The following is a 12,887-nucleotide window of genomic DNA, read 5'->3' on the forward strand; positions in this document are numbered from 1 at the left end:
CCCGGATCCGTCCGGGGCCACGACAGCACTGCGAGACCACCAAGGAGACCGCCATGCAGACCATCCAGCTGTACGTCGAGGGCATGCGCTGCCCTCGATGCGTCCGTGAAGCCACGGCCCGGCTCCGCGACCTCCCCGGCGTCGCCACCCTCACCGCCGACCGCGAGACCGGCAGCATCACCGTCACCGGGGACGTCTCCGCTGCCGACCTGCTCGACGCGCTGGCCGGCAGCAGCTTCACGGCGCAGGTGCGTCCGCGGCCGTGAACTTCTCGCGGTGGATCAGGCGCGGCGCCATCCGGCGGCGCTTGAACGCCTTGACGCCGGCCTCGACCATCGGCGGCGGTCCGCAGAGCCAGCCGGACCAGCCGCGGGCGCCGGCGATGTCCTCGACGAAGGCGTCGGGGGCGTAGCCGTGCCGGTGCCCCCGCACGGCCTCCCGGGAGAGCACGGTGACGAAGCTGAACCCCGGGTGGCCGGCCGCCAGCTCCTCGAGGCGGTCGGTGTCGTAGAGGTCCGCCTCGACACGTACGCCGTGGTAGAGCACCACCGTCCGCTCGGGGTGGCGGGCGAGGGCCGTGCGGGCGATGCCGAGCAGCGGCGCCAGCCCGGTGCCACCACCGATGAGCACCATCGGCTCGCCCTGGTCCTCGTCCGCGTCGGGGGCGTGGAAGTCGCCGAGCGGGCCACGCACCTCGACCCGGTCGCCGACGGCGACCGGCCCGAAGAGCCATTCGCTGGCCACGCCGCCGGGGACGCGGCGTACGTGCAGCTCGAGGACCTTGTCCTCCTCGGCGGTGTTGGCCAGCGAGTAGGGCCGGCGCTCGGTGGTTCCGGGGACGAGCAGCTCGACGTACTGCCCCGCCGAGAACGCGAGCGGCTCCTCGAGGCCGAGCAGGATCCGCCGGGTGTCCCGGGCGATCTCCTCGACCCCCACGACGGTGGCGGTGAGGTCGCGCAGCACGTGCGTCGTACGTCCCGGCTCCGAGCCCCGCAGCGCGACCTCGGTCTCGGCGAGCGGCCGGGCCTGGCAGGCCAGCGCCAGACCGGCGGCACGCTCCTCCGCGGTCAGCGTCTCCAGCGGGGAGTCGCCGTGGTCCACCTCGCCGCAGACGACCTGCAGCTTGCAGGTCCCGCAGGTGCCCTGATTGCAGGAGTTCGGCATCCAGATGCCGGCCCGGAGGAACGCCTCCAGCATCGACTGGTCCTCGGCACACTCGACACGGCGGCCGTCGACGCTGATCGCGGACACGGCTCAGACCTCCCAGGTGCAGTGCAGGCTGGTCGGGCCGCGGAATCCCCAGCCCCAGAACTCGACGCCCTCGCCGGTGTCGCGCTCCAGGTTGGGGATCGCCTCGAAGAGCTCCTCGAGGCCGATCCGCATGACCTGGTTGGCGTAGTAGATGCCCGCGCAGGCGTGGTTGCCGGCGCCGAAGGCGAGGTGCGGCAGCGGCGGCCGGTGCAGGTCGTACTCGGTGGGGGCGTCGTACTTGCCGGTGTCGTGGTTGGCCGAGCCGTAGGAAAGGATCACCGGGGTGCCGGCGGGCAGGTCCACGCCGGCGATGGTGACCGGCTTGGTGCTGATCCGCGCGGTCGCCGACCAGATCGGCGAGGTCCAGCGCATGCCCTCGGAGATGGCCCGCGGCAGCAGCGACGGGTCGTCGACGACCTCCTCCAGCTGCTCGGGACGGCTGAAGAGCCCCACCAGCGTGGAGGCCATCCCGTGGCCGGGCTCCTGCATCGCGCCGAGCAGGTAGACGTAGATGGTGGGGTAGATGTACTCGCGGGCGCGGGTCTTCCCCGGCGGCATGCCGTCGTGGAGCCAGTGGGAGATCGCCGTGTTCTCGGGGTGCTCGGTCCAGCGGTCGATCAGCGGGTCGACGACCTCCTGGATCTCCGCCCTGGCCTCATCACCCGGGGTGAACCCCTCGGGGTTGGTGAACTCCCCGTTCTCATCGACCGCGGCGTTGGTGAACGACACGCTCAGCTTGTGGAACCACTCGCGGAGCTTGTCGGAGGAGACCGACTGCAGACCGAGCAGGTCGCCGAGCGAGCGCACCGAGACCGGCTCGCAGAACTCGGCGACGAGCTCGGCGCGGCCGCGGTCCTCGAACTGCTCGACGTACCTGCGGGCGATCGGGCGCACCAGGTCGTCGACCCAGCTGTCGACCTCGGCCGGCTGCAGCTGGGGCTCGACCATGCCGCGCAGGTCGGCGTGGATGTCGCCGTTGACGCCGATGATCGCGGGGTGGCCGAACGTACGCCCGCCGGCCGGGGTGATCACGGCCTCGAAGTCGGGGCTGGTCGCGACCTCTCGGCACACCTCGGCGGTCGAGGCGACGTACGAGCCGAGGACCGGGACGAAGGCGAGCGGGGCCTCGCGACGGAGGCGCTCGTAGGTCGGATAGGGATTCCGCTCGAGGTCGCTCATCGTCACGTCGTCGAGCCAGGACAGGTCCTGCTGGGTGGTGGTCATCGGGTGCTCCTCGAAGGCTGAACGGGTCGGCACTGAGATCCCGAAGTTAGGTGCGTCACAGCAGACCGGCGACACGGATTGCGCGCTCTCGGCACCGGATGCGCGGCCAATTTGTGACCGACGTCTCAGGTAGACTCCGCGGCATGTCCGGTCGCCGGCACGTCTCCCCACGGGACTGGGGACAGGCCTCGAACGTGGTCGCCCAGGCGTACTTCCCGCACGAGCTGAGGCTGCTCGGCGGGACCCGCGAGCCTCGGCTGACGCTGCGTACGCTCGATCTCGGGCCGGTGCTGATCGGCCACGTCGGCTGGGGTGCCGACGTCGCGATCGACTGCGACTATCCCGGGTCGTTCGAGGTGAACATGCCGATCACGGGCCATCTCGAGAGCCGGGGACGGTTCGGTGAGATCACCTCGGTGACCGGTCAGGGCACGGTCTTCCGCCCCGACACCCCCTCGCTCATCAGCCACTGGGACGCGACCTGCACGGTGCTCGGCGTGAAGTTCGACAGCTCCTGGCTGGAGGTGGAGGCCGAACGCGTCCTCGGCACCGACCGGGTCAACGTACGCACGCTCCTGCCGGAGCAGATGTCGATGGAGCACGGTCGCGCGCGGGCCTGGCACCATCTGGTCACCAGCCTGGCCGCCCACCTGCACGACCCGGACCTCTTCGCCGACAGCGAGCTCGTACGCAGCCAGCTCGCCGGCGCGGTGGCGGTCGGCCTTCTCGAGGCCTGCTGTCCCGACGGCGGAGTCCGGCCCGCGGCCCAGCCTCGGATGATCCGCGCGGTCGTCGAGGCTCTGCACGACGACCCGGCCCGGGCCTGGACCGCCGCCGACATGGCGGCACTGGCCGGCACCAGCGTGCGGCGCCTGCAGGAGGGCTTCCAGCGCTGGGTGGGTCAGTCCCCGTCGCAGTATCTGCTCGACGTCAGGCTGCAGCGAGCCCATGCCGACCTGACCGGCGACCCGGCGCTCGCCATCGGTGACGTCGCCGCACGGTGGGGCTTCTCCTCCGCGAGCAGGTTCGCGGCGGCCCACCGCCGGCGTTACGGCACCGCGCCGTCCCAGGTCAGGGACTGACCCCGGCCGCTCACCGCAAGAGTGCTGCCAGCATCTGCAGCCAGCGTGGGCCCGGCAGCACGCCCTCGCGCGTGTGCAGCCCGAGCTCGTGGAACGCCTGGGGGCAGTTGCAGGTGTGGGTCACGGTCGTCATCGATCGCTACCTCCTCGTGGGGTCACTTGGTGCTCAGGATTCCCGACACCGTACGGGTCGGGCGTGCCGCTGCGGAGCACTCGGCGCACCACCGCCGGATGTCCTCGGACCGCAGCTGCCAGAACGCGTGCCACCCGTGGGCCGGCGCACCGCAGATGGTCATGGACGTGCCGATCCGCTTGAGGTGCGCCTCGCCCCACGGGCCGGGCGCCGCGGTCCCCGCAGGCTGGCGGTGCCGGGCGACGATGACCCAGCTCTGCCCGATCGTCCGGGGATCGACGCCGGTGGCGGGCACGGTCATCTCATGCCCCCGCCGATTCGGTGTCGCGGTTCGCGATCAGCGCCATGACGCTCGGGTCGCTGAGCGTGGTGGTGTCGCCGACGTCCCGGCCCTCGGCGACGTCGCGCAGGAGGCGGCGCATGATCTTCCCGGACCGCGTCTTCGGCAGCTCCGGGACGATCGTGATCTGCCGCGGCTTGGCGATGGCCCCGATCTCCTTGGCCACGTGGCTGCGCAGCTCCTGGGTGAGCGCCTCGCCGTTGTTGCCGTCCCCGGAGCGCAGGATCACGTAGGCGACGACGGCCTGGCCGGTGGTCTCGTCGGCCGCGCCGACGACGGCAGCCTCGGCGACCCGCGGGTGTGAGACCAGGGCGGACTCGATCTCACTCGTGGAGAGCCGGTGGCCGGACACGTTCATCACGTCGTCGACGCGGCCCAGGATCCAGATGTCGCCGTCCTCGTCCTTCTTGGCTCCGTCACCGGCGAAGTAGTAACCGAGGTCCGCAAAGCGGGTCCAGTACGTCTCGACGAAGCGCTCGTCGTCCTGCCACAGCGTGCGCAGCATGGCGGGCCACGGCTTGGTGAGCACCAGGTAGCCCCGCGAGCCGTTCGGCACCGAGCGACCCTCCTCGTCGACCACGTCGGCGCCGATACCGGGCAGCGGCCGCATCGCCGAGCCGGGCTTGCCGGCGGTGACCCCGGGGAGCGGGCTGATCATCATCTGGCCGGTCTCGGTCTGCCACCAGGTGTCGACGACGGGACAGCGGTCGCCGCCGATGACGCTCCGGTACCAGAGGTACGCCTCGGGGTTGATCGGCTCGCCGACCGACCCGAGGAGGCGCAGCGAGCTGAGGTCGTAGGTGTCGGGGATCTCGCGTCCCCATTTCATGAACGTCCGGATCGCCGTCGGCGCGGTGTAGAAGAGGGTGACGCCGTAGCGCTCGATGATCTCCCACCAGCGACCCCGGTGCGGGCTGTCCGGGGTGCCCTCGTAGAGCACCTGGGTCACGCCGTTGGCGAGCGGGCCGTAGACGATGTAGCTGTGCCCGGTGACCCAGCCGATGTCGGCGGTGCACCAGTAGACGTCGGTGTCCGGCTTGAGGTCGAAGACGGCGTGGTGGGTGTAGGCCGCGCCGGTCAGGTAGCCGCCGGTGGTGTGCAGGATGCCCTTGGGCTTGCCGGTCGTGCCCGAGGAGTACATGACGTACAGCGGGTGCTCGGCGTCGAACGCCTCCGGAGTGTGCTCGGGCGACGCGCTGCCGACGACGTCGTGCCACCACAGGTCGGTGGCGTCGTCGAAGGGCACGTACTCCCCGGTGCGGCGCACCACGAGGACGTGGTCGACCGGGCTCTGCCCACCCAGCCGCGAGAGCGCGGCGTCGACGGCCGGCTTCAGCGGCGACGGCGCCCCGCGCCGGTAGCCGCCGTCGGAGGTGATGACCAGCTTCGCCCGGCAGTCCTCGATGCGCGAGGCGAGGGCCTCGGCCGAGAAGCCACCGAAGACCACGGTGTGGGTGGCCCCGATGCGGGCACAGGCGAGCATCGCGACGATGGCCTCGGGGATCATCGGCAGGTAGATCGCGACCAGGTCCCCGCTGCCCACACCGAGGGAGGTCAGCGCGTTGGCGGCCCGGGACACGTCGTCCTTGAGCTCGGCGTAGGTGATGTCCCGGGTGTCCCCGGGCTCGCCGACGAAGTGGAAGGCCACCTTGTCGCCGCGACCGGCCTCGACATGACGGTCGACGCAGTTGTACGCCGCGTTGAGCTTCCCGTCGACGAACCACCGCGCGCGGGGAGCGTCGGACCAGTCCAGCACCTGGGTGAACGGCTCCGCCCAGGTCAGCCGCTCGGCCTGCTCGGCCCAGAAGCCGTCGGCGTCGGACTCGGCCCGGGCGTACGCCTCGGCGGTGACGTTGGCGGAGGCGGCCAGGTCGGCCGGCGGCTCGAAGCGGGTCGGGGTGCTGGGGATCGTCAGGTCGGTCATGGCGTCGTGCTTTCCTTCGGGGAGGGACAGGGGGAAGGCGTTACCCGAGCAGGGCGGCCTCGTCGTCGGTGAACAGTCGCGACCGGATCAGGAACCGCACGCCCTCGGGCGCCTCCAGGGAGAAACCGGCGCCGCGTCCGGGGACGACGTCGATGGTGATGTGGGTGTGGGACCAGTACTCGAACTGCGAGCGCGACATCCAGACGGGCACCTGGGCGTCGAGCCCGATGTCCAGGTCGCCGAGGTGGACGTCGGCGTCGCCGAGCATGAAGTCGCCGTTGGGGTAGCACATCGGGGCGGAGCCGTCGCAGCATCCACCGGACTGGTGGAACATGACCGGCCCGTGGATACCGACGAGACGGCGGAGCAGCTCCGCCGCCTCGTCGGTCACGGCGACCCGCGCCGGAAGGGAGGAGGCGTGGGTCGCGCTCATCAGAAGAACCCGAGGGCGTCGGGGCTGTAGCTGACGAGCAGGTTCTTGGTCTGCTGGTAGTGGTCCAGCATCATCTTGTGGGTCTCACGACCGATGCCGGACTGCTTGTAACCACCGAAGGCCGCGTGGGCCGGGTAGGCGTGGTAGCAGTTCGTCCAGACCCGGCCGGCCTTGATCTCCTTGCCGGCGCGGAAGGCCTGCGACCCGTCGCGCGACCAAACGCCGGCACCGAGGCCGTACAGGGTGTCGTTGGCGACCTTGAGGGCGTCTGCCTCGTCGTCGAAGCCGGTCAGCGAGACGACCGGACCGAAGATCTCCTCCTGGAAGATCCGCATCGAGTTGTCGCCCTCGAAGACGGTCGGCTGCACGTAGTAGCCCTCGGCGAGATCGCCTTCGAGGATCGACCGCTCGCCACCGGTGAGGACCTTGGCGCCCTCGTCCTTGCCGATCTCGATGTAGGACAGGATCTTCTCGAGCTGGTCGTTGCTGGCCTGGGCGCCGATCATCGTGGTGTCGTCGAGCGGGTTGCCCTGCTTGATCTTCTCGACCCGGGCGATCGCGTCGCCGACGAAGTCGGAGTAGATCGAGCGCTGGACGAGGGCACGCGACGGGCAGGTGCAGACCTCGCCCTGGTTGAGGGCGAACATCGTGAAGCCCTCGAGCGCCTTGTCGTAGAAGGCGTCCTTCTCCGCGGCGACGGAGTCGAAGAAGATGTTCGGGCTCTTGCCGCCGAGCTCCAGGGTCACCGGGATGATGTTCTGGCTGGCGTACTGCATGATCAGGCGGCCGGTCGTGGTCTCACCGGTGAAGGCGACCTTGGCGACGCGCGGCGAGGAGGCGAGCGGCTTGCCGGCCTCGACACCGAAGCCGTTGACGACGTTGAGGACGCCGGCGGGCAGCAGGTCGCCGACGAGCTCGATGAGCTTGAGGATCGACCACGGGGTCTGCTCGGCGGGCTTGAGCACGACCGCGTTGCCGGCGGCGAGCGCGGGAGCGAGCTTCCAGACCGCCATCAGGATCGGGAAGTTCCACGGGATGATCTGGCCGACGACGCCCAGCGGCTCGTGGAAGTGGTACGCCACGGTGTTCTCGTCGATCTCGCCGATGGTGCCCTCCTGGGCACGGAGCACACCGGCGAAGTAGCGGAAGTGGTCGATCGCGAGCGGGATGTCGGCGGCCAGGGTCTCGCGGACCGGCTTGCCGTTCTCCCAGGTCTCGGCGACGGCGATGGCGGTGAGGTTCTCCTCCATCACGTCGGCGATCTTGAGCAGGATGTTGGCCCGCTCCGTCGTCGAGGTCTTCCCCCACGACGGAGCGGCAGCGTGAGCGGCGTCCAGGGCGGCCTCGATGTCCTCGGCCGTGCCCCGGGCGATCTCGGTGAACGGCTTGCCGTTCACCGGCGAGATGTTCTCGAAGTAGGCGCCCTTGACCGGGTCGACCCACTGGCCGCCGATGTAGTGGCCGTAGCGACCTTGGACGGTGACCAGCGAGTCGGGCTGGCCGGGAGCTGCGTATACGGTCATCGGGAATTCTCCTCAGGCAAAGTCAGGCATTGGGGCGTGATCGTGGTCACAGACGCTAGGAACGCTGAGGTTGCAGCCACGTTGCGCGAGCGATGCAACGTGAATGCAACCTTCAAATGTGACCCTCGTCACCAGAGGAGGTCCGGATGAGCGATACGAAGCAGAGCGCCTCGATGCGCGCAGCCGTGGCGGACTCGTGGCATCGGTCCGCCGCCGCGGGGGTGACCGCGGACGACACGTGCGCGCCGATCACCCTCCCCGAGGACCAGCTGCGGGACGTACGTGCCGCCCATCCGCTGGCGCGCGTGTTCCCGCTGCTCGACGACGTGCTGGGCCAGGCGGCGCGCGACTGCGACGCGATCATGGCCGTCTCCGACGAGGCCGGCCAGCTGCTCTGGGTGTGCGGCGCTCCGGCCGCGCTCCGGCGGGCCGAGCGGATCGGCTTCGTCGAGGGGAGCAACTGGGACGAGCGGCTCGCCGGCACGAACGCACCCGGCCTCGCGCTCCGGCTCGACCGGCCCACCAGCGTCATCGCCGCCGAGCACTTCCGGCGCGCGGTGCAGCCGTGGAGCTGCGCCGCCACCCCGATCCACGACCCGGGCGACTCCCGCCTCCTCGGCGTCCTCGACATCACCGGAGGCGACTCCATCGTGGTGCCCCAGACGATGGCGATGGTGCGCGCCGCGGCCCGACTCGCGGAGTCGGAGCTCGCACGCGAACAGCTGCTGCCTCGGCCACCGGAGACGCGTCCGGGCTGGGCGCGGATCGCCGTGGAGACGCTGGGCCGCCAGGACCTGCTGCTCTCGATCGACGACGGCCGTGGCCACCGCGCGCAGCTGCGGCTCTCGCCCCGCCACAGCGAGATCTTCCTGCTCCTCGCCAGCACCCCGCGAGGGCTCTCCGGCGACGAGCTCGCGGTCCTGCTCTACGAGGACGACGGCGGCTCCTCGACGCTCCGCGCCGAGCTGAACCGGCTGCGCAACATGCTCGGCGAGGAGTTCCTCGCCTCCCGGCCCTACCGCCTCACCACCGAGGTCACCGGCGACTGGCTCGGGGTGGAGGCGCGGCTGGCGGTGGGCGACGTCGCCGGCGCGCTCCGCTGCTACCGCGGCCCGATCCTGCCGCGCTCGGTGGCGCCCGGTGTCGTCCGGCTGCGGGAGACCCTGGCGCAGCAGCTGCGTGCCGCGGTGCTGCAGTCCGGCCAGCCCGACCTGGTCTCGACGTGGACCCGGTCGGCGTGGGGCGCCGACGACTACGAGATGTGGCTCCGCCTCCAGGACCTGCTGCCGCCCGGTTCCCCGCTGATGGCGCTCGCCGACGGTCAGATCGCCCGGCTGGACCGCGAGGTCGGTCTCTGAGATGACCACCGGCACCGCATCCACGACCGCCGTGATGGCCCGCACCTGGGAGGTCTCTCCCCGGCCGGAGCCCGTCCTCCCGACCGCTGCCCCGCTCGACCAGGTGGTGAAGTTCCAGGCACCCGAGGTGGTCTTCGGACCCGACTCGCTCGCCGAGGCGGGCTACTCCGCCGCCCGGCTGGGGGCCCGGCGGCCGTTCGTCGTCACCGACCCCGGCATCGTCGAGGCCGGCTGGGTCGACGAGCTGCTCCGGCTGCTGCGGGCCGAGGGCCTCGCTCCGGTGCTGTGGACCGACGTCACCCCGAACCCCAAGGACCACGAGGTACGCCGCGCCTACGAGCGCTACGTCGAGGCCGAGGCCGACGTCATCGTGGCGATCGGCGGCGGCTCCTGCATGGATGCCGCGAAGGGCGTCGCGGTCCTCTCCGGCAACGGTGGCGACATCCTCGACTACGCCGGGATCGACCAGATCGCCCGGCCGATCCCGCCGATGCTGATGATCCCGAGCACCTCCGGGACCGGTGCGGACGTCTCGCAGTTCTGCATCGTCACCGACACCGACCGGCGGGTGAAGCTCACGATCATGGGCCGGGCGCTGGTCCCGGACGTCTCCATCACCGACCCACGGCTGCTGACCACGATGCCGGAGGCACTCAACGCCGCGACCGGCCTGGACGCGCTGACCCACGGCATCGAGTCGTACGTGTCGCTGGCGCACAACCCGCTGGCCGACGGGCACGCGATGACCTCGGTCGCCCTCGTCTGCCGCCACCTGCGCTCGACCATCACCGAGCCGGGCGCGATGGAGCACCGCACGATGATGGCGCAGGCGAGCCTGCAGGCGGGCCTGGCCTTCACCAACGCGATCCTCGGCGCGACCCACGCGATGAGCCATCAGGTCGGCGGGCTGCTCGACGCCCCGCACGGCGTGGTCAACGGTGTCCTGCTCCCGCACGTGATCCGCTACAACGCACGCTCGGTCCCCGAGCGGTTCGTCGGCCTCGCCCGTGCCGCCGGGCTGCCGGTCGACGGCGTCCCCGGAGACGTCGCGGCCGAGATGCTGGCCGACCACGTGCGCCGCCTGGCCGACGACGTCGGCGTACCCCGTGGCCTGCGGGATCTCGGGGTGACCGACACCGATCTCGACACGCTGTCGGTGACCACCCTCGACGACGCCTGCCTGACGACGAACCCCCGCCCGGCGAGCCGCGCCGAGATCCATGCGCTCTTCCGAGAAGCCCTATGAGTGCCCCCGATCTGGCAGCACTGACCGGCGTACGTTCCGGAAAGCGGTCCTACTACCGCGCGTTCCTGCGCTCCGACGAGCGGATGCAGCAGGCCGTACGCGCCATGGACTCGATCTCGCGGGCGCTGGTGCGCACGGTGGAGGGTCCGCGGGCGCTCCTGGAGGAGGTGGCCCGCGCGGCCGCGGTGCACCTCGCCGCGGAGTGGACGATCCTGGCGCTGGCCGACGGCCACCTGACGGGCGCGCGGCCGAGGTTCATCGTCGTGGATCACGACGGCCGGGTGGTCGGTGACGAGGAGGAGCTTCCCGGGGTCGTACGCCGCGAGCTCGGTGCGATCCGCGCCGGCCATGCCACCGGGGCGCCCGGCCCGGCACGCTGGGTGCGGGTGCCGATGACGCTGGAGAGCGTCATGATCGGCAGCCTGGTCGGCCTCCACGGGCTCGCCGATGACCCTGAGCCCGGCGACCTGTCCGTGCTGCGGATCCTGGCCAACGAGGCCGCCGTGGCGCTGCACACCTCCGAGCAGTACCAGGCCGGGCTCGCCCAGCACCGGCGTGCCCAGCGGCTCTACGACGAGGTCGGCGCGCGGGAGCGGGACCTCGAGCAGCGGACCCGCGAGCTGCGGGCGGCCGAGGAGCGGCTGCTGGTGGCGCGACAGCGCGAGCTGGTCGACCACGAGCGCCACCGCATCGCCCGCGAGCTCCACGACAGCGTGACCCAGTTCGTGCTCTCGGCCGGGATGTCGGTCGAGGTCGCGCGCGGTGAGACGGAGGCGCTAGGACCCGCGGGGGCTCGGATCACCGAGCTCCTCGGCACCGCCAAGCAGCTCACCCAGGACGCCGTCGAGCAGCTGCGCCGGGCGATCTACGCCCTGCACCAGCCGCATCGCGACACCGTCTCCTCGCTGCCCGAGCTGCTGCACGAGGTCGCCGAGCACCATCGTCCGCACCTGGACGTGTCCGTGCGGGTCGAGGGCGAGGTGTGCCCGATGCCGGCGGAAGCCAAGCACGACATCGCCCGCGCGGTCGGCGAGGCGCTCTTCAACGTGGCGATCCACGCCGAGGCGTCCCAGGCGGTGCTCCGGCTCCGCTACCGCAAGCACGAGCTCTACGTCGGTGTCGCCGACGACGGCCGCGGCGACCCCGGCCTGCTCGCCCGGAAGCTCCGGCTCGAGCGCGGCGCCTCGATCGACGGCCGCCACCGGGGCCTGGCCAACATCGAGACCCGGATCAGCGAGCTCGGCGGCACGGTCGCGTTCCGGCGCTCGCACCTCGGCGGGGTCCGGGTGGAGCTCCGGGTGCCGCTGCCGGTCGTGGACCGCGGCCGGGGAACCATCTGCGGGCTCATCGAGGACCCGCAGTAGCCGCTTCGAGGAGGAACCCATGACCACGCTCAGCCCACCCCAGGCGGTCCCGGACCGGACCACGGCCGGCATCGACGTACTGCTGGTCGATGATCACGCGATCGTCCGCCAGGGGCTGCGGTCGATCCTCGAGCGCGAGCCCGGCCTCCGGGTGGTCGCGGAGGCGGCGACGGCGGCCGAGGCGCTCGCCCGAGTCAACAGCGCCCACCCGGACATCGTGCTGCTCGACCTGAAGCTCTCCTCGTCCTCGGACGCCGAGGGCCTCGAGCTCTGCGCGGCGCTGACCCAGCGGCACCCCGAGGCTCTGATCCTGGTGCTGACCACGTTCCTCGACGAGCAGCTGGTGATGCAGGCGATCCGCGCCGGCGCCCGCGGCTATGTCGTCAAGGACGTCGACACCACCGGGCTGGTCCGGGCGATCCGGGACGTCGCGAGCGGCGGCAGCGCCTTCGACGCGCGCTCCGCGGCGGCGATGATCCGTGGCGTGAACATGCCGGTGACCAGCGACGACTCCGAGCTCACCACCCGTGAGCTCGAGGTCCTGGAGCTGCTCGCGCACGGGCTGTCGAACCGCGCCATCGGCCATCGGCTCTACATCTCCGACACCACCGCCAAGTTCCATGTGGGCAACATCCTGAGGAAGCTGGGCGTCAGCCGCCGGGCTGAGGCGGTGTACGAGGCGTCCAAGATGGGGCTCCTCTGATCTTCGGGGTTGCTGTGCCGTCGCTCGCTGGCCGCGATCGTGTGGGGAGGCTGGATGTGTGTCCGTCTGGTCTCGGGTCTGGGTTCCAGCACGGGTGGGGCCGATACCGGGTTTGGGTTGGGAGATTTAGAAGCCAGGGTGTCTGGGTTGGGTGCCGTTCGGGTGTCTTGTCTGGGTTCCAGCAGCGGTTCGGGTTTGGCGTGGGATACCTGTCCCTGATTGGGTTGGGTTCATTTTGCTTGGTGTGGTAGGCTCGGCGCAGGCGCAAACGTGAAGGCCGACCACCTCGAAAGAGGCGTGCCCCCG

At 71.1% G+C, this 12,887-nt stretch carries 13 protein-coding genes; 6 read left to right on the forward strand and 7 right to left on the reverse strand.

The genetic code is table 11. From position 1 onward, the window contains the following. Positions 1-266 (forward strand): heavy-metal-associated domain-containing protein (locus UG56_RS27100; protein WP_071327368.1); only part of this gene is annotated, 266 nt, incomplete at its 5' end. Here UG56_RS27100 and UG56_RS27105 read toward each other — a convergent pair. Then, a complete protein-coding gene (locus UG56_RS27105) occupies positions 238-1,251 on the reverse strand; it encodes an FAD-binding oxidoreductase (RefSeq protein ID WP_177191563.1) in 1,014 nt (337 codons plus the stop codon). The genes UG56_RS27100 and UG56_RS27105 overlap by 29 nt on opposite strands. Positions 1,252-1,254: 3 nt before the next feature. Further along, positions 1,255-2,475: a cytochrome P450 gene (locus UG56_RS27110; protein WP_045548139.1), complete on the reverse strand. Its 1,221-nt coding sequence runs from the start codon at positions 2,473-2,475 to the stop codon at positions 1,255-1,257. Positions 2,476-2,618: 143 nt separating this feature from the next. Between UG56_RS27110 and UG56_RS27115 the strand changes: the two genes are divergently transcribed. Continuing rightward, positions 2,619-3,557 (forward strand): helix-turn-helix transcriptional regulator, encoded by a 939-nt coding sequence (locus tag UG56_RS27115; protein WP_045548138.1) that lies wholly within the window; start codon positions 2,619-2,621, stop codon positions 3,555-3,557. 10 nt (positions 3,558-3,567) lie between these two features. Here the strand turns inward: UG56_RS27115 and UG56_RS29005 are convergent, their stop codons facing one another. The 5 genes from UG56_RS29005 to exaC are packed head-to-tail and all read right to left on the reverse strand — an operon-like array spanning position 3,568 to position 7,910. Next, positions 3,568-3,690: a hypothetical protein gene (locus UG56_RS29005; protein ID WP_256206930.1), complete on the reverse strand. Its 123-nt coding sequence runs from the start codon at positions 3,688-3,690 to the stop codon at positions 3,568-3,570. A 22-nt stretch (positions 3,691-3,712) separates the two neighbouring features. Next, positions 3,713-3,991 (reverse strand): hypothetical protein, encoded by a 279-nt coding sequence (locus UG56_RS27120; protein WP_045548137.1) that lies wholly within the window; start codon positions 3,989-3,991, stop codon positions 3,713-3,715. 1 nt (position 3,992) lies between these two features. Continuing rightward, positions 3,993-5,954 carry an acetate--CoA ligase gene (acs, locus tag UG56_RS27125; protein WP_045548136.1) on the reverse strand — a complete coding sequence of 654 codons (1,962 nt, stop codon included), beginning with the start codon at positions 5,952-5,954 and terminating at the stop codon, positions 3,993-3,995. Between the two features lie 40 nt (positions 5,955-5,994). Next, positions 5,995-6,387 (reverse strand): DUF779 domain-containing protein, encoded by a 393-nt coding sequence (locus UG56_RS27130; protein WP_045548135.1) that lies wholly within the window; start codon positions 6,385-6,387, stop codon positions 5,995-5,997. After that, positions 6,387-7,910, reverse strand: coding sequence for an acetaldehyde dehydrogenase ExaC (gene exaC, locus UG56_RS27135; RefSeq protein ID WP_045548134.1), 1,524 nt, complete (start codon positions 7,908-7,910; stop codon positions 6,387-6,389). The genes UG56_RS27130 and exaC overlap by 1 nt, the downstream gene beginning before the upstream one ends. A 146-nt stretch (positions 7,911-8,056) precedes the next feature. Between exaC and UG56_RS27140 the strand changes: the two genes are divergently transcribed. From UG56_RS27140 to UG56_RS27155, 4 genes are read left to right on the forward strand one after another with little or no spacing between them, the layout of a single operon-like run. Continuing rightward, complete coding sequence (locus UG56_RS27140) at positions 8,057-9,268, forward strand: helix-turn-helix domain-containing protein (RefSeq protein WP_045548133.1); 1,212 nt, start codon at positions 8,057-8,059, stop codon at positions 9,266-9,268. A 1-nt stretch (position 9,269) separates the two neighbouring features. Beyond that, positions 9,270-10,514 carry an iron-containing alcohol dehydrogenase gene (locus UG56_RS27145; RefSeq protein ID WP_045548132.1) on the forward strand — a complete coding sequence of 415 codons (1,245 nt, stop codon included), beginning with the start codon at positions 9,270-9,272 and terminating at the stop codon, positions 10,512-10,514. Next, on the forward strand, positions 10,511-11,878 hold the full coding sequence (locus UG56_RS27150; protein ID WP_045548131.1) for a MadS family sensor histidine kinase: 1,368 nt from the start codon (positions 10,511-10,513) through the stop codon (positions 11,876-11,878). Before UG56_RS27145 ends, UG56_RS27150 begins: the two co-directional genes overlap by 4 nt. A gap of 19 nt (positions 11,879-11,897) precedes the next feature. Then, entirely contained in the window at positions 11,898-12,581 is a 684-nt protein-coding gene (locus UG56_RS27155; protein WP_045548130.1) for a MadR family response regulator transcription factor, read from the forward strand. Positions 12,582-12,887 lie beyond the last annotated feature (306 nt).

Source organism: Nocardioides luteus (assembly GCF_000960475.2).
In the GTDB taxonomy this organism is placed as follows: Bacteria; Actinomycetota; Actinomycetes; order Propionibacteriales; family Nocardioidaceae; genus Nocardioides; species Nocardioides luteus_A.

Bases quoted from the DNA above. Each gene is read 5' to 3' on its own strand.
- UG56_RS27155 (WP_045548130.1), top strand. From the start codon at position 11,898: ATGACCACGCTCAGCCCACCCCAGGCGGTCCCGGACCGGACCACGGCC.
- UG56_RS29005 (WP_256206930.1), bottom strand. From the start codon at position 3,690: ATGACGACCGTGACCCACACCTGCAACTGCCCCCAGGCGTTCCACGAG.
- UG56_RS27145 (WP_045548132.1), top strand. From the start codon at position 9,270: ATGACCACCGGCACCGCATCCACGACCGCCGTGATGGCCCGCACCTGG.
- UG56_RS27130 (WP_045548135.1), bottom strand. From the start codon at position 6,387: ATGAGCGCGACCCACGCCTCCTCCCTTCCGGCGCGGGTCGCCGTGACC.
- UG56_RS27140 (WP_045548133.1), top strand. From the start codon at position 8,057: ATGAGCGATACGAAGCAGAGCGCCTCGATGCGCGCAGCCGTGGCGGAC.
- acs (WP_045548136.1), bottom strand. From the start codon at position 5,954: ATGACCGACCTGACGATCCCCAGCACCCCGACCCGCTTCGAGCCGCCG.
- UG56_RS27150 (WP_045548131.1), top strand. From the start codon at position 10,511: ATGAGTGCCCCCGATCTGGCAGCACTGACCGGCGTACGTTCCGGAAAG.
- UG56_RS27110 (WP_045548139.1), bottom strand. From the start codon at position 2,475: ATGACCACCACCCAGCAGGACCTGTCCTGGCTCGACGACGTGACGATG.
- exaC (WP_045548134.1), bottom strand. From the start codon at position 7,910: ATGACCGTATACGCAGCTCCCGGCCAGCCCGACTCGCTGGTCACCGTC.
- UG56_RS27120 (WP_045548137.1), bottom strand. From the start codon at position 3,991: ATGACCGTGCCCGCCACCGGCGTCGATCCCCGGACGATCGGGCAGAGC.
- UG56_RS27115 (WP_045548138.1), top strand. From the start codon at position 2,619: ATGTCCGGTCGCCGGCACGTCTCCCCACGGGACTGGGGACAGGCCTCG.